Source organism: Acidimicrobiia bacterium (assembly GCA_036271555.1).
In the GTDB taxonomy this organism is placed as follows: Bacteria; Actinomycetota; Acidimicrobiia; order IMCC26256; family PALSA-610; genus DATBAK01.
Genome location: DATBAK010000087.1, coordinates 62,503 through 80,978, shown reverse-complemented (window position 1 = coordinate 80,978; position 18,476 = coordinate 62,503). Strand labels below are relative to the sequence as shown.

The following is an 18,476-nucleotide window of genomic DNA, read 5'->3' as shown; positions in this document are numbered from 1 at the left end:
CGCCGGCGAGCCGGCGAGCCGGCGGCACCCGAACGTCACACCTCGATGAAGTCGCCGTCGTAGGCGGCTTCGACGCAGCCTTCGAACCGCGCGGCCGCGTCGCGCTCGATCGCGTCGACCGCGTCGTCGGCGCGTGTCGGTCCGTGATGCGTGAGGACGAGTCGCGCCGCGCCCGACGACGTCGCCCGCGCGAGCGCGTCGTCGACCGTCGCGTGGCCGTAGAGGTCGGCGATCGCCTGCTCGCTCGCGAGGAACGGGGCGCCGTGCACGAGCACGTCGACGCCGGCCGCGAGGTCGCGCGCGCCGGCGTCGCCGACGTCCGCGGCGTCCGGTCCGCGCCGTCCGTGGTCGGGGAGGTAGGCGAAGCTGCGCGTGCCATCCGAGACGCGGTAGCCGAACGTGCGACCGCCCTTGTGCGGGACCGCGCGCGCGGTCACCTCGAAGCCTTCGACGTCGTGGGTGCCCTCGTCGAGCCCGACGAAGCGCCACGATCCGTTGAGCCCTTCCGGTCCGATCGGGAAGTGCGGCGGCGACAACGCGCGCCGCAGCACCTCGACGGGGTCGCCCTGCGCGGGCATCGCGAGCATCACGTGCGCGTCGTCGCGATCCGCGGGCCGGAAGAACGGCAAGCCCTGGAGATGGTCCCAGTGGAGGTGCGTGAGCAGGATCGAGCCTCGGAACGGCGCGTCGTCGAAGCGCGGTGTGAGGTTCATGATCCCGGTCCCCGCGTCGAGCACGAGCGCCGGCGCCCGCTCGTCGCCGCGGAACACCGCGACACACGACGTGTGCCCGCCGACGCGCGCGAACTGCGGACCGCCGACGGGCGTCGAGCCGCGCACGCCCGCGAACAGCAGTCTCACGACTCGGGCGCGTCCTCGTGACGATGACCCTGCGCGACCTCCGCGAGGGCGGTCCGGTCGAGCTGGTCGGAGGCGACGGCCGCGACGCGAACCTTCGTGACTGCGCGCAGCGTCGCGGTGCGCGGGCCGCCTTCGAGCGCGGCGCGCTCGCCGAGGATCGCGCCGGGCCCGTACTCCGCGAGCGGCTCGCCGTTCACCTCCGCGACGACCACGCCGTCGAGCACGAGGAACACCTCGTCGCCGGGCGCGCCCTGCTCGGTGAGCAGCGCACCCGCCTTGAAGTTGCGGATCTTCGGCTTCTCGTCGCCCCGCATGATCCGCGTCGAGAGCTCGCGCTCGAGCGCGGTCTCGACCGCGGTCACGAACGCCTTCGAGTTCTGGCTGCCCCACGGCGAATGCCGACCGAACGCCTTGCGATACCACTGCTTGAAGTCGGCGAGCCCCGCCTTGGCGCAGAGCGCACCGCCGTCGTCGTAGATCCAGTGGCGTGGGAACGTGCTCGCGCCCGTGATCTCCGGTTCGATCCTCCCGTCGGCGTGCAGCGTGAGCGTGAGCGTCGTCCATACGAGCGGCGCGCGGAACTGCACGAACGGGGGATGGTTCACACGGCGCGGCGCGGGGAACGCGGTGCGGCCGCCGACCGTCTGCTCGAAGCGCACCCAACCGTCACCCGACTCGGGCTCGGCCTGGATGTCGGGGAGGGCGGGTGCCGCGAACGTGACTTCGCGCGTCGCGACGCGCACCGTGGTCGAGCCCATCATCCCGCCGCTGTCGTCGGCATAGCCGGAGCCGACGATGTGCCCGTCTTCGACGTCGATCCACGCGTGCAGGCGGTTCGCGAACCGGAACCGGTCCGCGTCGCGCAGCGCGTCGAGGTCGGCGATCGCGTCCGGCGGCGGGTCGTCGTAGTGCCCGAGCCCGCTGTCGAAGACGGCGCGGTTGATGCCCGTCACCGCCTCGGACGGGATCCACGAAAGTGACGTGACCGACGACTCGACCCTCATCCCCGACCTCCTCGCAGGTTCGCTTCGCACCGTACCGACGGCGACGGCGCGGCGACATGGGGTCCGCCGGTGTCGTCGACGGGTGCCAGCACACCTCATTGTCGGGGGCGCGCTCCCTTGTCGCCTGAGTCCGGATCGAGTCGAATGTCCCGGTGGACGAGCCCAGGATCACGGTGTTCCTCGCCGACGACTCGCTGCTCGTGCGCGAGGGAGTGCGGGCGCTGCTGAACCTCCAGGCCGATCTCGAGGTCGTCGGCGTGGCCGAGGACTTCGACGGCGTGCTCACCGGCTGCGACGACACCGAGCCCAACGTGCTCGTCACCGACATCCGGATGCCCCCGAGCTTCCAGAACGAAGGCATCGAGGCCGCGCGCAGCGTGCGCCTCAAGCACCCGGGTACCGGCGTCGTCGTGCTCTCGCAGTACGACGAGCCCGAGTACGCGATCGCGCTGCTGAACGACGGCGCCGCGGGCTACGCGTACCTCTTGAAGGATCGCGTCGGCGACGGCGACCAGCTCGTGCGCGCGGTGCGCGAGGTCGCGACCGGCGGGAGCATGCTCGACCCCGCGATCGTGAACGCGCTCGTGTCACCGGTGCGCGCCGACGGCGAGCTCACCGAGCAGGAGGACCAGCTCCTCCAGTGGATCGCCGAGGGCCGGCCCGTGAAGGCGATCGCCGCGTCTGCCGGCATGCCCGCCGAAGCGGTGAACGACGCGATCGAGTCGCTGTTCCTCACGCTCGCGCGCGAGGCGAGCGCGGGGCGCGAGAGCGCGCTGCGCCGGCTACGGCTGCTGCAGAAGGCGATCGTCGACCGCGAAGAGCAGGGTGAGTCGCTGAGCCGGCTGCTCCCCGGCGGGCTCGCGGAGAAGCTGCGGCGCGACGGCCGCAACATCGGCGAGACCGAACGGCTCGTCGTGACGGTGCTGATGTCCGACGTGCGCGGCTACTCGGGCATCGCCGAGCGCACCGATCCCACAGTGCTCGCGGGCCAGCTCAACGAGCACCGCGCCGCGATGAACCGCGCGGTGCTCGATCACGGCGGCACGGTCATGCAGTACGTCGGCGACGCGGTGATGGCCGTGTTCGGTGCGCCCTATGCGCAGACCGACCACGCCGACGCCGCGCTCGCGGCGGCGTTGATGATGCACGCCAACCAGCGGGAGATCGATCACACGTGGGCGGGGCGCGAGCTCGCGGCGTTCGGGCTCGGCATCGGGCTCTCGACCGGCGACGTTGCCGCCGCGCTGCTCGGCTCCGAGGAGCGGCTCGAGTACACGCTCGTCGGCGACACGGTGAACCTCGCGCAGCGGCTTCAGGATCTCGCGCGTCCGGCGGGCACGACCGTGCTGTCGGACACGACGGTTGCGCAGTTGACGAGCACGCCCGAGCTGGAGTCGCTGGGCGAGCAGTCGGTCAAGGGACGGGAAACGCCGGTGCTCGCCTTCCGGCTGGCGAGCGCGGCGGCGGTCGAAGCGGCCGGAAGTGGAGGAGCAACTCTGTGACATCGAACCTCGTGTGTCGCGTCCACGGCGTCCGAAAGACGTTCGAGGCCGAGCTCGCGCCGGTGCGCGCGTTGCGCGGCGTCGACCTCGACGTCACCGCGGGTGAGTTCGTCGCGATCATGGGACCGTCGGGCTGCGGCAAGTCGACGCTCCTCAATCTCATCGCCGGCCTCGACATCGCCGACGAGGGCGAGATCACGATCGCCGACGAGCTCATCACCGGCCGCGGCGAGGACGACCTCGCGCGCATGCGTCGCCGGCACATCGGTGTCGTGTTCCAGTTCTTCAACCTGCTGGAAGGCATGAGCGTGCTCGAGAACGTCGCGCTGCCCGCGGTGATCGCGGGCACGAAGCGCAAGCCCGCGGAGACGCGCGCGCGTGACCTGCTCGACCTGCTCGGTCTCGGCGACAAGGCGAGCGAGGCGCCGGGCCTGCTCTCGGGTGGTCAACGGCAACGGCTCGCGATCGCGCGCGCGCTCGCCAACGAGCCCACACTGCTGCTCGCCGACGAGCCGACCGGCGCGCTCGACAGCGAGGGCGGACACGAGGTACTCGAGCTGTTCAAGCGACTGCACTCCGACGGGCAGACGATCGTCATGGTCACACACAACGAAGAGGTCGCAGGCGCAGCCGACCGGATCGTGCGCATGCGTGACGGTCGCATCGAATCGACGGGGCTGCCGGCCGACGCGCCCGCCGCCGTCACCACGAGCTGACCAAAGGACCGGACGCGCATGACCGCCCTCGTCGTCGCCGCCCTCTGGGGTGTGGCGATCGTCGTCGTGCTCACGCGGGCCCGCGAACGTTCGCGCTCGCGTCTGGGTCGCGCTGCGGTCGCGGTCCTGATCGGGGGCGGGCTCGCGGTGGCGATCGCGGTCGGCGGGTCCGCGCTCGGGGTCGCGCTGGTGGTCGCGGTCGTCGGCGTCGTCGCCGGGCTCTTCGTGTATCGCTCGCAGTACCGCGCGCTTACGGTCGTCGATCGCGCTCGGCTTCAGTGGGCCGCGTGGGGTGTCGTCGTGTTCGGCGCGGTCGCGAGCGCGGTGTGGCTCATCGAGGTGCTGCTCGACTGGCCCGGTCGTGTCGGCGCGGTCGCGCTCGGCGCATCGGTCGTCGTGCCGTTCGCGCTCGTGCTCGGCTCGTTCGAGTCGTCGGCCGCGCGCATCGACCGCCTGCTCGTGCGGTCGATCGAGGCCGGCGGCGTGCTCCTCATGATCGGCGTCGTCTACCTGCTCGTCGTGCTCGGATTCGGTGACGCGCCCAACCACGCCGAACGCCGCGTGCTCGGGTTGTCGATGATCGCGGCCGCGATCGCGGCGATCGCGTACGTTCCGGTGCGCAACCGCTTGAGCGACTTCGCGACCCAGCGCGTCTACGGCGGGCGGCGCGCGCCCGACGAGGCACTCCAGACGTTCGGTGCGCGCATGTCGCGCGCGATCGCGCTCGACGAGCTCATGCTCCAGCTTGCCGAGTCGCTGCAGCGCTCGTTGCGCCTCACGACCGCCGAGGTGTGGACCGGCGCCGACGGCGTGCTGGAACGAGCCGCGTCGGTGCCCGACCGCGGTATCCGGCGCATCCGGCTCCGACCCGAGGAGCTTCCGGTCGTCGCGCGATCGCACGTGTCCGGGAACGCGTGGATGCAGGTGTGGCTGCCGGAGGTGCTCGCCGAGCACGAGGGCAAGGTCGTGCGCGTCGCGGCGATGGCCCACGCGGGGGAGCTCGTCGGGTTGCTCGTATGCGCGCGCAAGGAGGGCGACGCCGCGTTCACCGAGGAAGAGGAGCGCGTGCTCACGGAGCTCGCGCGCCAGGTCGGCCTCGGCCTGCACAACTCGCGACTCGACACCGCGCTGCAAGCGTCGCTCGACGATCTGCGCGTCGCGAACGAGGACCTCAGCGCGTCCCGCGCGCGCATCGTCGCCGCGGCCGACAGCTCGCGACGGCAGATCGAACGCAACCTGCACGACGGCGCGCAGCAGCGCCTCGTCGCGCTCGCGGTGAAGCTCGGGCTCGCGCGGCAACTGCTCGACGGCGACCGCGAGGTCGTCGCGACGCTGCTCGAGGAGCTGCGCACCGAGGCGCAGGAGACGCTCACGGAGCTGCGCGAGCTCGCGCACGGCATCTACCCGCCGTTGCTCATGGACCGCGGACTGCCGGAGGCGCTGCGCGCCGCGGCCAACCGCGCGGTGCTGCCGACCGACGTGGTCGCCGACGTCGGCCGGTATGCCTCGGACGTCGAAGCGGCCGTGTACTTCTGCTGCCTCGAGGCGATGCAGAACGCGGGCAAGTACGCGGGGGAGGGCGCGCGCCTCACGGTCTCGGTCTTCGCGACCGACGACGAGCTCGCGTTCGAAGTCGCCGACGACGGCGCGGGCTTCGATGCGACCCACATCGCGCGCACGGGCCACGGCTTCGTGAACATGGCCGACCGGCTCGGCGCGATCGGCGGCTCGGTCGCCGTCGACAGCGCGCCGGGCTCGGGCACCCGCATCCACGGCCGCATCCGCCAGCAACCGCGACCCGCCCAGGTCGCGTAGTGCAGTTCGACGCGGTCGAACGTGCGCAGCTCTGCGATCTCTTCGACGAGCTCGGACCCGACGCGCCGACGCTGCTCGCGCCGTGGACGACGCGCGACCTCGCCGCGCACCTCGTGGTCCGGGAACACGACCCGATCGCGGCGCCGGGGCTCGTCCTGCCCGGCGCGTGGGGACGGCTCGGCGAACGGCACCGGCTCGCGCAGAAGACCCGTCCGTTCGACGAGCTCGTCGCGACGGTCCGATCGGGACCGCCGCGAGGCTTCTTCCGCCTCGGCTGGGTACGCCGGGTCGCGAACCTCAACGAGTTCTTCGTCCACCACGAGGACGTGCGCCGGGCCAACGGGCGCGTTGCACCCCGAGTGCATCCGCCCGGCGAGGAGGACGCGCTCTGGAAGAACGCGGTGCATGCGCGTTGGCTCCTCGCGCGCCGGTTGCGCGATGTGAGTCTCGAGCTCGCGTGGCCGGACGCCGATCGCGTCGTGCGCACGCGCGGCGACCGACCGATCGTCCGAGTGAGCGGGCCGCCGGGCGAGTTGCTGCTCTTCCTCTTCGGACGCGTCGACGCGGCCGCCGTCGACATCACCGGTCCATCCGAAGCGGTCGAAGCGGTTCAGATCACGCACTTCGGCATGTGAGGCCCCGGCGCGTGGGCCTCGGTGCGTCAGATCGTCCGCACCTCACTTCGTTTGGCGTTGGATCCCGCTGAGGAGGATTGATTGCCAACGGAACGCGAGGTCCGCTACGTGCGCTTCCCCCAGAGCTCGCGCACGAGCGCGGGACCGAAGTCTTCCTTGTGCACGTACGCGATCGCGCCGCATTCACGCGCGTCGGCCGGCAGGTCGGTCTCCGAGTAGGTCGACAGGAGGATCACCACGACCTCGGGCCGCGCCGCGAGGATCCGGCGCGTCGCCTCGATGCCGTTGATGCCGGGCAGGTTGATGTCCATCAGCACGAGGTCGGGCTGCTGCTCGGCCGCGACCGTCACCGCGTCCTCTCCCGACTCGGCCTCGGCGGCGACGACGAATCCGGAGGTGAGCCCGATGACCGTGCGCGCGACGGCGCGAAACGGCAACTGGTCGTCGACGATCATCACCGACACCGTCTTCGTGGTTCCGTCGGTCGTGCTCATTTCGTCTTCGATGATCGCGCCTCCCGGCGATGCCGCCCAGGGTGGAGCCCTGCGGGGGCGGCGGTGGTGCTAGCTCCCCTCGGCGAGGAAGAGGAGGACGGCCTTGACCCGCCGGTGCGTGTCGGGCTCCTCGCTCAGGCCGAGCTTCGAGAACAGCGCGTTGATGTGCTTCTCGACCGCGCGTTCCGAGAGGAACAGCGCGGCCGCGATGCCCGCGTTGTTGCGACCTTGTGCCATCTCCTCGAGCACCTCGCGCTCGCGCGGTGTGAGGCTCTCGATCGGTGACGCCGATCGCTTGAGCCGCGACTGTACGAGTGTCTCGACGACGAGCGGATCGATCACGCTGCCACCGCGCGCGACCTCTTCGATCGCGTGCACGATCTGTCCCGCATCGGAGACGCGTTCCTTCAGGAGGTAGCCGCGCCCCTTCGAGCCCTGGTCGAACAGCGCGATCGCGTACGCGGGCTCGACGTACTGGCTGAGCACCACGACGCCGATCTCGGGATGCCGTTCGCGCAGCTCCGCGGCGGCGCGGATGCCCTCGTCGGTGCCCGTCGGCGGCATGCGGATGTCGGTGAGCACGACGTCGGGTGCGTCGCTCGCCGCGGCCGCGAGCAGCTCGTCGTAGGTGCTGCACGCGCCGACGACCGTGGTCTCCTCGCACGCGTCGAGCAGCTTCACGATGCCTTCGCGCACCAACAGGTTGTCCTCGGCGACGAGCACCCGAAGCGCCATCGGGCGAGGCTACCGCCGGGCCGTCGCGCGCCGTGGTTTCGCCTGCAATTCGGCCTCGACCGCGGCGACGGCCATCGCGCCCGATGCCGCGAGCGGCTCCGTGCTCCGTAACGCCCGGCTCAACACGAACGCGCCCTCGAGGAGGTTGATCGTCGCGATCGCGAGCTCGCGCGCCCGGGCCGGTCGCATCCCCGCGGCCCGGAAGCGTCGCGTGCACGATTCGATCCACGCGGAGAAGACCTCCGCGGTCGCGACGCGCAACGGTTCGTTCACGCTCGCGACCTCGAGCGCGACGGTCGCGATCGGACACGCATCCGCGTAGTCGGTCGCGCGCAGGGTCTCGGCCGCGCCCGCGAAGCAGTCGCGCACTCCGCGCACGATGTCGGGCGCGCCATCGAACACGGCTTCGACGAGCTCCTGGTAGCGCGCCCCCGCGACCCGCACGACCTCGGAGCCGAGCTCGTCCTTGCCGCCGGGAAAGAAGTGGTACAGCGACGAGAACGGCGCGTGCGCGGTCGTCAGGATCTGCTTGATGCCGGTGCCCGTGAACCCCTGGCGCTGGAAGAGGTCGGCGCCGGCCTCGACGATCCGGTCCTTGGTGTCGGCGGGCATCGATGCTGCTTCCGTCGCTGGGCGCGGGCGGTTTGCCGGTCGGCCGAAGCCTAGCTAGCTTCGCGACTGGATCGATCTATCCAGTCAACGTGAGTGCGGCAGCAGGAGGATCGGGATGGCGACCGTCGAGCTCTCCGCAGGAACGATCGAATACGACGACAGCGGAGGCGACGGGCCCGTCGTCGTGCTCCTGCACGGGCTCGCGATGGACGGCTCGCTCTGGGACGCCGTCGTCGCCGATCTGCGCGCCGACGCGCGCTGCATCCGCCCCACGCTGCCCTTCGGCTCGCACCGGTACCCGCTGCACGCCGACGCCGATCACACGCTGCGCGGTCTCGGCCGGCTCGTCACCGAGTTCCTCGACGCGCTCGGACTCGACGACGCAGCGCTCGTTTTCGACGACTGGTGCGCGGCACCGCTGATGATCGAAGACGGCGGGATGGATCGCGTCGGCCGGCTCGTGATCCTCCCGTGCGAGGCGTTCGAGAACTACCCGCCGGGATGGCCGGGCCGGCTCGCGGCGCTTTCGGGTTGGTTGCCCGGCGGCATCGCGGTCATGCGGCGCGTCCTGCTGAACCGGACGTTGCGCAAATTGCCGTTCGTCTACGGCGTGATGTCGAAGCGCGGCGTGCCCGACGCGACGATGCGCGCGTGGCTCGAGCCGCTGAAACGACGCGAGATCCGTCGCGACGTGCGCGCGTACGTGCGCACGACACGCGGCGGTCGGCGTGATCTGCTCGCCGCGACGGAATCGCTCGCGAACTTCGAGCGTCCGGTGCTGATCGTGTGGGGGAGCGAGGACCGCATGATGCCGGTCGCGCACGCGCACCGGTTCGCAACGGCGTTCCCGCACGCGCGCGTCATCGAGCTCGACGACACCTACACGCTCGTGCCGATCGACCAACCCGCGCCGCTCACCGCGTTGCTGCGGGAGTTCGTCCTCGAGGAAGCGTCGGCCGCGTCTTAGCGCGGCGAGTGCTGCGCGCCGTCGCCGCGCTCGCCGAGGCCGATCTCGTCCGCGATGTCGCGGTAGCGGCTCGCCTTCGCATGGAGCTCGGCGAGGAAACCCTGGAGCAGACCGAGCTTCTCCTCGACCTCGTAGCGCACGCGCGCGTTGAGCTCCATCGCTTCCTTCACCATCTCCCGACGCCGCGTGACCGACACGCCGCGCTCGGACTCGGCGCGCAGCTCGGCGAGTCGGTCCTCGGTCTCGAGCAGGAGCCGGATGCGCTCGAGGTCGAAGCCCATGACGTCGCGGAGCTCGAGGATGTGCTTGAGCCGGTCGACGTCGTCGTCGGAGTAGAGGCGGTTGCCGCGCCGGGTGACGCCCGACGGATGGAGCAGCCCCATCTCCTGGTAGTAGCGCAACGTGCGCGTCGTCACGCCCGCACGCCGCGCGATCTCGCCGATCGCGTGGAGCTTGGCCTCGCTCGTCTCGGTCGCTTCCGTCGTTTCCGTGGCGTCGCTCATGCCGGCACCCATTCTTCCGGCTCCGGCGCCTCTTCGCCGTGCATGCCCGGCTCGGTCGGGGTGCCGAACGGGCCGACGCCCTCGTCGGCCGTCGTCTCGTCGACGTAGCGCGCCCCCCGTAGCCACGACGCCGCGCCCGCGATCAGGCACATGATCAGCGACGCGACGAACGCGATGCGCAGGCCGTGCATGAACGGGTTGGCGATGAGGTGCGGGAAGAACGTCTTCCCCGTGATGACACGGAACTGCGCGTTCGATACGCCCGCGGCGTGCGCGCTGCCGAGCAGCTTCTGCATCGGGTTGTAGCCGAGGAAGGCCGCGAACAGGCTGCCGACCGGCGGTAGCGACGCGATCTGGTGCGCCTTGCTCGGTGAGACACCGTGCGCGATCAACGCCGACGACATCGAGCTCGGCAGTGTCGCCGCGAGGCCCACGATCATCAGCGAGAAGAAGACGCCGACCGACAGCACCATCCCGCTGTTCTGGAACGTCGCGCGCATGCCCGACGCGACACCGCGATTGTCGGGCGGCACGCTGTTCATGATGCCGGTCATGTTCGGCGCCGCGAACATGCCCATGCCGATGCCGTTGAGCAGCAGGAGCAACGCGAACACCGGGAACGCGAAGTTCGCAGGCAGGAAGCACAGCAGGCCGAAGCTCGCAGCTGCGATCACCATGCCGCCCGTCGCGAACGGCCGCGCGCCGTAGCGATCGGAGAGCCAGCCCGCGACGGGGCCCGCGAGCAGGAAGCCGCCGGTGAGCGGAAGCATGTAGATGCCGGCCCACAGCGGTGTGCGCTCGAAGCTGTAGCCGTGCAGCGGCAACCAGATGCCCTGCAGCCAGATGATGAGCACGAACTGCAGGCCGCCCCGTCCGATCGACGACAGCAGTCCCGCGATGTTGCCCATCGAGAACGCGCGGATGCCGAACAGTTGAGTTTGGAACATCGGATCGGCGACGCGTGTCTCGATCCATCCGAAGAGCACGAGGAAGGCACCGCCGCCGATGAGCTCGGCGAGGACCCACGGACCCGTCCAACCCATGTTGTGGCCACCGTGCGGGAGCAGGCCGTACGTGAGGCCGATCAACATGAGCACGAGGCCGACGCCGAAGGTCGCGTTGCCCCACCAGTCGATCCGCGAGCGCTTCTTCATGCCGACTTCGCGCAGCTTCAGGTACGCCCACACGGTTCCGAACACGCCGATCGGTACGTTGATCCAGAAGACCGCGCGCCAGTCGACGTCGGCGAGCACACCACCGACGATGAGGCCGATGAACGCGCCGGCCATGCCCGCGATCACGCTCACACCGATCGCGAAGCCGCGCTGCGTCGCGGGGAACGCGTCGGTGAGGATCGCCGCCGAGTTCGCCATCAGCAGCGCGCCGCCGACGCCCTGCACGACGCGAAACCCGATGAGCCACAGCGCGCCCTTCGATCCGTACCACGGACACAACGAGAGCGCGAGCGACGCCGCGCTGAACACCGCGAACCCCGCGTTGTACATGCGCACGCGCCCGAACATGTCGCCGAGCCGGCCGAACGTCACGACGAGCACCGCGGTGACGACGAGGTACCCCATCAGCATCCAGAGCAGGTAGCCGACATTGCCGGGCTCGAGGGGGTCGAGTCGGATGCCGCGGAAGATGGCGGGCAGCGAGATCAGCACGATCGACGAGTCGAGCGACGCCATGAACACACCGAGGGTCGTGTTGGAGAGCGCCACCCACTTGTAGCGCTCGTCGGCCGTGGCGTTCGGGGCGTCGGTCAGGGTCGCCGCCATGCGCAGGTCTCCCGGGTCGTCGGCGTGATTGACGTGGACGTCAACGTACGGTAGTCGGCGGGAGATTGCCTCCCGAACCTCCGTCGCCAGGGTGGGGGTTAGCGTGCCGACATGGCCGACTGGTCGACGATCGCGTCGCTCTCGACGGCCGGCGGCACGCTCGTTCTCGCGATCGCGACGTTCACGTCGGTGCGATCGAGCAATCGCGCGGCCCGCATCGCCGAGCAGTCGTTGCTCACCCGCCTGCGCCCGCTGGTCACCTCGTCGCGACTCGAGGACCCGCCCGAGAAGATCGGGTTCATGGACGAGCACTGGGTGAAGGTGCCGGGTGGCTGCGGCAGCGCCGAGGTCGCGGGCGACTCGATCTACATGACGATGTCGTTGCGCAACGTGGGCACCGGAATCGCGGTGCTCGATCGCTGGTACCTGCACCTCGACTCCCTCGACCAGTCCATCGAGCACGGCGACCCCGAGCACTTTCGGCGCCTGACGCGCGATCTGGTGGTCGGGCCCGGCGATCGCGGGTTCTGGCAGGGCGCGATCCGCGATCGCGACGATGCCGATTACGAGCGGTTGCGCGCGGTCATCGAGGAGCGCCGGACGTTTCGGATCGAGTTGCTCTACAACGACGGCGAGGGCGGCCAGCGGATGATCAGCCTGTTCTCGCTGATCCCTCGTCCGAGCGGTGACTGGCTGGTGACCGCGGCACGGCACTGGAACCTGGATCGCGCCGATCCCCGCTGACGCCGCACGCGTTCACGAGGCGCCGCGCCTGGGTACGCCAGGGATTCCGTTCGATCGACGGAGGTTCGACATGGCTCCGAAGGACAAGACCTCGTCGTTGCGGCAGGTGTTGCACGCCGCGACCGGCGACCGCAAGAAGGAAGCCGAGGCGCTCGCGGACCGCAGTCCCGACGATGTCGAAGCGGCAGAGGCGGAGACCGCGGTGCGGCGCGCGCACGGCGACATCGACCAGGACCCGAGTCGCGATCCGCGGCTGCGCGCGGTGGAGAGCCACCTCGCGAAGCCCGAGGACGCGGAGAACGTGCACGAGGAGCACCAGTAGCAGTCGGGAGGAGCGCCCGGTGGCGACGGAACGGCAACGGACGGCGGCGAAGCGCAACGTCAAGAAGGCACAGTCGGCGTCGAAGCAAAAGCGAACGATCGCCAACCTGCCGAAGAAGACGCGCACCGCGCTCGGACGGCAGGCGGCCGCGGTCGCGAAGCGCAAGCGCACCGGCGGTTCGACACCGAAAACGCGCGCCGAGCTCTACGAACAGGCAAAGCGCCGCAACATCCCCGGTCGGTCGAAGATGGGACGTGCGGAGCTGCTGCGAGCCCTCCGCCGCGGTTAGTTCTCGAGCGTCCAGTCGATTGCGCGGACGAGCGGCTCGGTCGCCAACGGCGCGAAGCCGTGGCCGAGGCCGGGGACGACGCGCAGTCGCGCGCTCGGCGCGACCGCGTGCAGCTCGCGCGCCGCGCTCGGGGGAATGAAGCGGTCGCGCTCGCCGTGCACGATCGCGAGCGCGCCCTCGACGTGCCCAACGAGCTCCACTGGCGGCGCGGGCGCGGTCCACCGCGGCGCAACCCGGACACCGAGCTGGCGCGCCGCGAGGTGACGACCGAGGCGCGTACGCGTCAGCGCGACCGCGGCCGCACCGCCCGCCGATCGCGGCAAACGCCAGCGCGCCGGGCAGCTGAGGACGACGACGCCGTCGACCGCAGGTGCGAACGCGGCGTGCCGCAGTACGGCGACCGCGCCCATCGACGCACCGACCAGCACGACACGCGGCGCGATGGTCGCCGCGACCCCGTACGCGGCGGCGACGTCGAAACGTTCGGCATCCCCGAGCGTCGACAGGCCGCCCGACGCGCCGTGCCCGCGCGCGTCATAGCTCACGACCTCGTAGCCGGCGGCGGCGAGCGTCGAGGCGAGCGCGACGACATGCGTCTCGTGACTCGACGCGGTGAACCCGTGCGCGAGCACGACCGCGACCTCGCGTGAGTGCGACCGGTCGGCCTCCCAGTGCCGGCCGGCGATCTCGACGCCGTCGGTCGTCGTCCACGCCGGCACGATGTCCGTGCTGAAGGTCATGCCGCGACCGCCGATCCGACGCGGCCGCCGAAGGTGACGCGGATCCCGTGACGGCGCATCGCGCGCAGGAACAGCACCGTCGACGCGACGACGGCGAGCGGCGTCAGCGTGAACGACATCGCGGTGCGAGCGAGCATGAACGTCGCCGTCGACTGCGAGAGCAGCAACCAGAGCGTCACGGCCGCGTTCGTGATCTGCGTTGCGGCCCAGATCAACGTGATCTGCGAGAAGACGCGACGCACGCGCGGGTCGGCGACGAAGTCGGGCGGGAGCGGGCAGAAGTCATGCGCGAGCACCGCCGCGAGCGGGCGGTTCAGCACGACCGAGCTCGTGAACACGAGTGCGAGCCCCGCGGTCGCGAGCGACGGCTGCAGGAAGTACACGAACGCGCTGCCGGTGAGCAGCGCGAGCGTCGTGCGCACGACGAGCGTCACCGTGCCGAGGACGAGGATGCCGGGAACCCTCCGGCCGGTGAGGACGCGTGCCCCGATCGCGCAGCCGCACCACGCAAGGCCGCTGACGATCGCACCGTTCACACCGAACAGCCGCAGTACGACGAGGAAGATCGCGACCGGTGCGACGCTGCCTTCGATCACGCGCGGCAACGCGTGACGCGCCAGCGCGCTGATCTTCGGGATCTCAATGTGCCCAGGACAGGTCAACCGTCACCCCCGCGACGCGTCGGTGACGGGGCCCCAACCGCCGTGTGCTCGACGCGCTCGCATCATCGCAGATCCCTGCTCCCCGCGTGTCGCGCGCGCCGGGGAATGCCGCGGCGTTCGGCGGGTATCGCTTCGACGATGTCGGTCGCGATCATTAGTGACAGTGCCGCGACACTTCCGCGTGAAGTCGTCGATGATTCCCGCGTCTCGATCGTGCCGATGTCGGTGACGATCGACGGCGCGACGGAGCCCGAGGGCGCGCGTCCGCTCGAGCTCGTCGCGAGTGCGACCGACGTGTCGACGGCGGCGCCGACACCCGGTGACTACGACGTCGCGATCCAACACGCGCTCGAGACGGCCGACCGCGCGCTCGTGCTGACGGTCGCGTCGACGATGAGCGCTTCGCACGCGTCCGCGTTGATTGCGGCGCGCCCGTACGGGGATCGCGTGCACGTCGTCGACACGAGCACCGCCGCCGGCGGTGAAGGGCTCGCGGTGGTTGCCGCGGCCGACGCCGCCGCGCAGGACGCGTCGCTCGCCGACACGGAGGCGGCCGCGCTCCGCGTGTGCGATCGCGTGCGCTTGATCGCGGCGCTCCGCAGCTTCGAACAGCTCGCGCGCAGCGGTCGAGTGCCCGAGGTCGCGGAGTGGGCGCGCCGGCGGCTCCGCGTCGTACCCGTGTTCGAGTTCGTCGACGGCAAGGCCCGGCCCCGCCGGCCCGCGCTGAGCTGGGAAGCCGCACTCGATCGCATCACCGGCGCGGTGATCGCATCGGCGCGCGCAACGCACGCGACGCGCGCGACCGACGGCGCGGGATTGCACATCGCCGCGATGCACGCGTCGGCCGTCGATGCCGCCGACCAACTTCTCACCCCGCTACGCGAGCGGTTTCCTGCCGCGCGCGGTTACGTCGGTGCGTTCGGAACCGTGATGGTCGCGCACACCGGAACCGGTCTCGCGGGGCTCGCGTGGTATTGGGATGCCGAGCGCGCCGCGTGACCGCCGACCGTTTGTCGATGCAAGGGCGCGGGTAGCGCGAAACCCGGCGGGCCTCGAACGTTGGGAGGTTCCAATGGCGGCAACATCGGTCATCGAGGACTCGGCACCCGATCACATGGCGCCGGCCGTGCAGGCGCTTGCCCTGGTGTTCGGGATCGGGTTCATCGTCGTCGGCATCCTTGGCTTCTTGTCGGTGACGACGACACATCACGGCGCGCTGGCGTGGAACCAGACGTCGCGCACCGTTCTCTTCGATCACTTCCGGGTCTCGCGCACGGTGCTCGTCGGCAACATCGCGTTCGGGGCGATCGCGGTGCTCGCCGCGATGCGCGCGATGTCGGCGCGCGCGATCCTCGCGCTCGGCGGCCTGCTGTCGGTCGCGGTGTTCGTGTACGGACACGTCGTGATCGACTACCACACGGTCAACTACCTCGCGCTGAACCGCGCCGACGACTGGGCGTACCTCGGCATCGGCATCGCAATGCTCGGTGCTGCGTGGCTCTCGTCGCTACCGGCGCGTCATCGCACGTTCTCTCGCGTGATCGTGCGCGATCTGCACGACTCGCACTACGGAGCGGTATGAGTTTCTTTCGTTCTTTGTGGCGCGGTGTGCTCGCCGGCGCGGCGGGCACGACCGCGCTCAACGCGGTCACCTACGCGGACATGACGCTTCGGGGTCGACCCGAGAGCGACACGCCCGCGCAGACGGTCGAGACCGCGGCCGACGCGGCCGGCGTCGAGGTGCCCGGGTCCGACGACGTACGCGAGCACCGGACGTCGGCCCTCGGCGCGTTGAGCGGCATCGCGACCGGGGTCGTGGTCGGCGCGGCCTACGGCGCCCTGCGCGGTCTCGGCCTCCGGCCGCCGCCCGCGCTCGCGGGCGTCCTGCTCGGCGGCGCCGCGATGGCCTTGACCATCGGGCCGATGGCCGCGCTCGACGTCACCGATCCCCGCACTTGGAGCCCGTCCGACTGGGCCTCCGACGTGGTGCCGCACCTGGCCTACGGCTGCACGACCGCCGCCGCGTTCGCCGCCGGGCGCTGAATGCACCCTTCGGTGGCCCGTGTGGGCGATCCCGGACTTGCGTCTGACTTAGGTGAGCCTTACATTAGGGATATGCGTGCGGTCCGACCCCGCCCCACCGACTCCGCGGAGCTGCCCGAGTGCGTGCGCGGCCTGCGGCGGATCGACGAGGTGCGCGTGATCGTCGGCGGCCCGCACTCCGTGGCCGAGGTGACCGGCGTCGCGCACCGCTATCCCCACACGTTCCGCGTGCCGCTCGCCGCCGCCAACCGTCTCGCCGACGCGGGCGTGCCGCTCCGTATCGAGCACCGCGGCGAACGAGGCCGAACGCGATGGTGATCTGCTCCTGCCGCGCGGTGACCGACCGCGCCGTGATCGGCGCGATCGTCGAGGGCGCGACCACCGTGGAAGAGGTCGCCGACCGCTGCGCGGCCGCGAGCCGCTGCGGTGGATGCAGCCCCGCGCTCGAGCGACTCCTCGCCGAGCACCTCGCAGCGCGCGGTCGCGAGCCGGTCGGTGCCGCGGCCTGAGCCGCGGTCGTAGGCTCGCATCCACTCGACGCCCGGAGGTCTTCCATGCGCGGTGACGCCGACGTCATCGAGTTGCTCAACGACGTGCTCACCGCCGAGCTGACGTCGGTGAACCAGTACTTCGTCGACGCGAAGATGGCGAAGAACTGGGGTTACGACGTGCTCGCGGCGCACTTCCGCGAGGAGTCGATCGACGAGATGAAGGACGCCGACGCATTGATCGAGCGCATCCTCTATCTCGAAGGGCATCCGAACCTGCAACGACTCGGCACCGTGCGCGTCGGCGAGAACGTGCCCGAGAAGCTCGCGCTCGCGCTGGAGCTCGAGAAGGAGTCGATCGCGCGTCTCAACACCGGCATCCCGCTGTGCATCGAGCGCGGCGACAACGGCAGCCGCGATCTGCTCGCGTCGATCCTGCACGGCGAGGAGGACCACGCGGACTGGCTCGAGACCCAACTCGAGCTGCTGCAGCAGGTCGGCGACGCGCACTACCTCGCCGCGCAGATCCACGACTGAGGCGCTACTGGCGAAGGTCCACGATCTCGCCGAGGTTGGCGATGTCGAAGATGCGCCGCACGGTGGGAGTCGCGTGGTCGACGGCGATGCGGCAGTCGCGCTGACGCGCGGTCTCGGCGGCCTGGACGATCATCGCGATGCCCGACGAGTCGCAGAACGTCAACGAGCCCAGGTCGAGGATGACGTGCGACGCGCTCTGCACCGCCGCCATCACCGCCGGCTCGACGGCCGACCGGCTCGCCTCGTCGAGCTCGCCGCCGACGCGCAACACGACGGCACCTTGCTCGTCACCCACATCGACCCAGGCCGATGACTGCCAGGCCAGCGCCATTGCAACTCCCTCGGTCCGGCGACGCGTGAATCGCATCGAACCCGACCCGCTCAGGGTAGGGAAGCCGCGGCGCCGTTTGCAACGGGCTCGTCGCGGAGTTCATCGACTCTTCAGCGCGGGTCGCGCGCCTTCCCAGGTCAGGGCGGCGGCGACGAACGGAGGTTCGCACTCTCGATCTCGCAGTGGTCGAGGACGACCTGCGAACGCGTCACCGAAGCGAGGGTGCCGACGATCACGACCTCGGTTCCGCGCGGGATCGCATTGAGCAGCTGCCGGGCGTCGGGCCCGTGGAACTTCATCTCGACGCGCGTGTACGGCTCGACGGCCCGTCGGTCGAACCGGAGCAGGGTCACGCCGCGGCGGCGGGGCACGGGATAGCCGCGTGGTCCGGCGACGCGCAGCCACTTGCCGACGAGCGGCGCGACGATCTTGTCGGCCTCGCTCGACAGGTAGTCGTCGTACAGCTGCACGATCGCGGCGGGCGTCACGTCGGCTGCCACGAACTCGCGGTCGTCCGCGCCCGCGTGGAGCGAAGGAACACCCGCATCCGTCTCCCGCCGGAAGCGCACGGCCCCAGGATATTTGTGCCGGCATGCCCGCGGGGACCGTGCGCGGCAGGGGCGACTCGGGTGAACGGCCAGCGTCCGGGGCTCGTTTCACCATTGGGTCCGAAACCGGCATTTCAGGCCGAACCAA

Annotated in this window: 25 protein-coding genes; 14 read left to right on the top strand and 11 right to left on the bottom strand. The window is 70.7% G+C overall.

From position 1 onward, the window contains the following. Nucleotides 1-35 precede the first annotated feature (35 nt). Both VH914_20470 and VH914_20465 read right to left on the bottom strand, forming a co-directional pair. Nucleotides 36-860 carry an MBL fold metallo-hydrolase gene (locus tag VH914_20470; GenBank protein ID HEX4493589.1) on the bottom strand — a complete coding sequence of 275 codons (825 nt, stop codon included), beginning with the start codon at nt 858-860 and terminating at the stop codon, nt 36-38. Then, on the bottom strand, nt 857-1,864 hold the full coding sequence (locus VH914_20465; protein HEX4493588.1) for a cyclic nucleotide-binding domain-containing protein: 1,008 nt from the start codon (nt 1,862-1,864) through the stop codon (nt 857-859). Before VH914_20465 ends, VH914_20470 begins: the two co-directional genes overlap by 4 nt. A gap of 152 nt (nt 1,865-2,016) precedes the next feature. Here VH914_20465 and VH914_20460 point away from each other — a divergent pair, with 152 nt between their 5' ends. Genes VH914_20460 through VH914_20445 form a run of 4 tightly spaced genes read left to right on the top strand, consistent with a single transcriptional unit; the run spans nt 2,017 to nt 6,532 of the window. Beyond that, entirely contained in the window at nt 2,017-3,366 is a 1,350-nt protein-coding gene (locus VH914_20460; protein HEX4493587.1) for an adenylate/guanylate cyclase domain-containing protein, read from the top strand. Continuing rightward, complete coding sequence (locus VH914_20455; protein ID HEX4493586.1) at nt 3,363-4,082, top strand: ABC transporter ATP-binding protein; 720 nt, start codon at nt 3,363-3,365, stop codon at nt 4,080-4,082. Before VH914_20460 ends, VH914_20455 begins: the two co-directional genes overlap by 4 nt. An 18-nt stretch (nt 4,083-4,100) precedes the next feature. Continuing rightward, the gene (locus VH914_20450) at nt 4,101-5,897 is read left to right on the top strand and encodes a histidine kinase (protein ID HEX4493585.1); all 1,797 of its coding nucleotides are present in this window, start codon (nt 4,101-4,103) and stop codon (nt 5,895-5,897) included. Then, nucleotides 5,897-6,532 (top strand): TIGR03085 family metal-binding protein, encoded by a 636-nt coding sequence (locus VH914_20445; GenBank protein ID HEX4493584.1) that lies wholly within the window; start codon nt 5,897-5,899, stop codon nt 6,530-6,532. Before VH914_20450 ends, VH914_20445 begins: the two co-directional genes overlap by 1 nt. Nucleotides 6,533-6,636: 104 nt before the next feature. Here the strand turns inward: VH914_20445 and VH914_20440 are convergent, their stop codons facing one another. The 3 genes from VH914_20440 to VH914_20430 all read right to left on the bottom strand — a co-directional run bounded on the left by VH914_20440 (nt 6,637) and on the right by VH914_20430 (nt 8,373). Continuing rightward, nucleotides 6,637-7,026, bottom strand: coding sequence for a response regulator transcription factor (locus VH914_20440; protein HEX4493583.1), 390 nt, complete (start codon nt 7,024-7,026; stop codon nt 6,637-6,639). Between the two features lie 69 nt (nt 7,027-7,095). Beyond that, nucleotides 7,096-7,761 carry a response regulator transcription factor gene (locus VH914_20435; protein ID HEX4493582.1) on the bottom strand — a complete coding sequence of 222 codons (666 nt, stop codon included), beginning with the start codon at nt 7,759-7,761 and terminating at the stop codon, nt 7,096-7,098. 9 nt (nt 7,762-7,770) lie between these two features. Beyond that, nucleotides 7,771-8,373: a TetR/AcrR family transcriptional regulator gene (locus VH914_20430; GenBank protein ID HEX4493581.1), complete on the bottom strand. Its 603-nt coding sequence runs from the start codon at nt 8,371-8,373 to the stop codon at nt 7,771-7,773. A gap of 115 nt (nt 8,374-8,488) precedes the next feature. Here VH914_20430 and VH914_20425 point away from each other — a divergent pair, with 115 nt between their 5' ends. Beyond that, entirely contained in the window at nt 8,489-9,340 is an 852-nt protein-coding gene (locus VH914_20425) for an alpha/beta hydrolase (protein HEX4493580.1), read from the top strand. Here the strand turns inward: VH914_20425 and VH914_20420 are convergent. Further along, on the bottom strand, nt 9,337-9,843 hold the full coding sequence (locus VH914_20420) for a MerR family transcriptional regulator (protein HEX4493579.1): 507 nt from the start codon (nt 9,841-9,843) through the stop codon (nt 9,337-9,339). The genes VH914_20425 and VH914_20420 overlap by 4 nt on opposite strands. Beyond that, nucleotides 9,840-11,624 (bottom strand): MFS transporter, encoded by a 1,785-nt coding sequence (locus VH914_20415; protein HEX4493578.1) that lies wholly within the window; start codon nt 11,622-11,624, stop codon nt 9,840-9,842. Before VH914_20415 ends, VH914_20420 begins: the two co-directional genes overlap by 4 nt. A gap of 111 nt (nt 11,625-11,735) precedes the next feature. Between VH914_20415 and VH914_20410 the strand changes: the two genes are divergently transcribed. The 3 genes from VH914_20410 to VH914_20400 all read left to right on the top strand — a co-directional run bounded on the left by VH914_20410 (nt 11,736) and on the right by VH914_20400 (nt 12,979). Further along, complete coding sequence (locus VH914_20410; protein ID HEX4493577.1) at nt 11,736-12,368, top strand: hypothetical protein; 633 nt, start codon at nt 11,736-11,738, stop codon at nt 12,366-12,368. 70 nt (nt 12,369-12,438) lie between these two features. Then, a complete protein-coding gene (locus VH914_20405; GenBank protein ID HEX4493576.1) occupies nt 12,439-12,690 on the top strand; it encodes a hypothetical protein in 252 nt (83 codons plus the stop codon). 19 nt (nt 12,691-12,709) lie between these two features. Then, a complete protein-coding gene (locus VH914_20400; GenBank protein ID HEX4493575.1) occupies nt 12,710-12,979 on the top strand; it encodes a hypothetical protein in 270 nt (89 codons plus the stop codon). Here VH914_20400 and VH914_20395 read toward each other — a convergent pair. Next, on the bottom strand, nt 12,976-13,719 hold the full coding sequence (locus VH914_20395) for an alpha/beta fold hydrolase (GenBank protein HEX4493574.1): 744 nt from the start codon (nt 13,717-13,719) through the stop codon (nt 12,976-12,978). The genes VH914_20400 and VH914_20395 overlap by 4 nt on opposite strands. Then, complete coding sequence (locus tag VH914_20390; protein HEX4493573.1) at nt 13,716-14,381, bottom strand: VC0807 family protein; 666 nt, start codon at nt 14,379-14,381, stop codon at nt 13,716-13,718. The genes VH914_20395 and VH914_20390 overlap by 4 nt, the downstream gene beginning before the upstream one ends. Before the next feature lie 105 nt (nt 14,382-14,486). Here VH914_20390 and VH914_20385 point away from each other — a divergent pair, with 105 nt between their 5' ends. The 6 genes from VH914_20385 (at nt 14,487) to bfr (ending at nt 17,449) form a co-directional block, all read left to right on the top strand. Continuing rightward, the gene (locus tag VH914_20385; GenBank protein HEX4493572.1) at nt 14,487-15,380 is read left to right on the top strand and encodes a DegV family protein; all 894 of its coding nucleotides are present in this window, start codon (nt 14,487-14,489) and stop codon (nt 15,378-15,380) included. A gap of 73 nt (nt 15,381-15,453) precedes the next feature. After that, nucleotides 15,454-15,963, top strand: a complete 510-nt coding sequence (locus tag VH914_20380) for a DUF4383 domain-containing protein (protein HEX4493571.1) — start codon at nt 15,454-15,456, stop codon at nt 15,961-15,963. Next, the gene (locus VH914_20375) at nt 15,960-16,424 is read left to right on the top strand and encodes a hypothetical protein (GenBank protein HEX4493570.1); all 465 of its coding nucleotides are present in this window, start codon (nt 15,960-15,962) and stop codon (nt 16,422-16,424) included. The genes VH914_20380 and VH914_20375 overlap by 4 nt, the downstream gene beginning before the upstream one ends. 72 nt (nt 16,425-16,496) lie before the next feature. After that, the gene (locus tag VH914_20370; protein HEX4493569.1) at nt 16,497-16,742 is read left to right on the top strand and encodes a hypothetical protein; all 246 of its coding nucleotides are present in this window, start codon (nt 16,497-16,499) and stop codon (nt 16,740-16,742) included. Beyond that, the gene (locus VH914_20365) at nt 16,736-16,933 is read left to right on the top strand and encodes a (2Fe-2S)-binding protein (protein HEX4493568.1); all 198 of its coding nucleotides are present in this window, start codon (nt 16,736-16,738) and stop codon (nt 16,931-16,933) included. The genes VH914_20370 and VH914_20365 overlap by 7 nt, the downstream gene beginning before the upstream one ends. 45 nt (nt 16,934-16,978) lie before the next feature. Continuing rightward, complete coding sequence (gene bfr / locus VH914_20360) at nt 16,979-17,449, top strand: bacterioferritin (protein ID HEX4493567.1); 471 nt, start codon at nt 16,979-16,981, stop codon at nt 17,447-17,449. Nucleotides 17,450-17,453: 4 nt separating this feature from the next. Here the strand turns inward: bfr and VH914_20355 are convergent, their stop codons facing one another. Continuing rightward, entirely contained in the window at nt 17,454-17,780 is a 327-nt protein-coding gene (locus VH914_20355) for an STAS domain-containing protein (protein HEX4493566.1), read from the bottom strand. Between the two features lie 137 nt (nt 17,781-17,917). After that, the gene (locus VH914_20350) at nt 17,918-18,349 is read right to left on the bottom strand and encodes a hypothetical protein (GenBank protein HEX4493565.1); all 432 of its coding nucleotides are present in this window, start codon (nt 18,347-18,349) and stop codon (nt 17,918-17,920) included. Nucleotides 18,350-18,476: the final 127 nt, after the last annotated feature.

Bases quoted from the DNA above. Each gene is read 5' to 3' on its own strand.
- VH914_20440 (HEX4493583.1), bottom strand. From the start codon at position 7,026: ATGAGCACGACCGACGGAACCACGAAGACGGTGTCGGTGATGATCGTC.
- VH914_20355 (HEX4493566.1), bottom strand. From the start codon at position 17,780: ATGGCGCTGGCCTGGCAGTCATCGGCCTGGGTCGATGTGGGTGACGAG.
- VH914_20365 (HEX4493568.1), top strand. From the start codon at position 16,736: ATGGTGATCTGCTCCTGCCGCGCGGTGACCGACCGCGCCGTGATCGGC.
- VH914_20415 (HEX4493578.1), bottom strand. From the start codon at position 11,624: ATGGCGGCGACCCTGACCGACGCCCCGAACGCCACGGCCGACGAGCGC.
- VH914_20410 (HEX4493577.1), top strand. From the start codon at position 11,736: ATGGCCGACTGGTCGACGATCGCGTCGCTCTCGACGGCCGGCGGCACG.
- VH914_20465 (HEX4493588.1), bottom strand. From the start codon at position 1,864: ATGAGGGTCGAGTCGTCGGTCACGTCACTTTCGTGGATCCCGTCCGAG.
- VH914_20425 (HEX4493580.1), top strand. From the start codon at position 8,489: ATGGCGACCGTCGAGCTCTCCGCAGGAACGATCGAATACGACGACAGC.
- bfr (HEX4493567.1), top strand. From the start codon at position 16,979: ATGCGCGGTGACGCCGACGTCATCGAGTTGCTCAACGACGTGCTCACC.
- VH914_20435 (HEX4493582.1), bottom strand. From the start codon at position 7,761: ATGGCGCTTCGGGTGCTCGTCGCCGAGGACAACCTGTTGGTGCGCGAA.
- VH914_20395 (HEX4493574.1), bottom strand. From the start codon at position 13,719: ATGACCTTCAGCACGGACATCGTGCCGGCGTGGACGACGACCGACGGC.
- VH914_20420 (HEX4493579.1), bottom strand. From the start codon at position 9,843: ATGAGCGACGCCACGGAAACGACGGAAGCGACCGAGACGAGCGAGGCC.
- VH914_20450 (HEX4493585.1), top strand. From the start codon at position 4,101: ATGACCGCCCTCGTCGTCGCCGCCCTCTGGGGTGTGGCGATCGTCGTC.
- VH914_20370 (HEX4493569.1), top strand. From the start codon at position 16,497: ATGCGTGCGGTCCGACCCCGCCCCACCGACTCCGCGGAGCTGCCCGAG.
- VH914_20405 (HEX4493576.1), top strand. From the start codon at position 12,439: ATGGCTCCGAAGGACAAGACCTCGTCGTTGCGGCAGGTGTTGCACGCC.
- VH914_20380 (HEX4493571.1), top strand. From the start codon at position 15,454: ATGGCGGCAACATCGGTCATCGAGGACTCGGCACCCGATCACATGGCG.
- VH914_20430 (HEX4493581.1), bottom strand. From the start codon at position 8,373: ATGCCCGCCGACACCAAGGACCGGATCGTCGAGGCCGGCGCCGACCTC.
- VH914_20375 (HEX4493570.1), top strand. From the start codon at position 15,960: ATGAGTTTCTTTCGTTCTTTGTGGCGCGGTGTGCTCGCCGGCGCGGCG.
- VH914_20385 (HEX4493572.1), top strand. From the start codon at position 14,487: ATGCCGCGGCGTTCGGCGGGTATCGCTTCGACGATGTCGGTCGCGATC.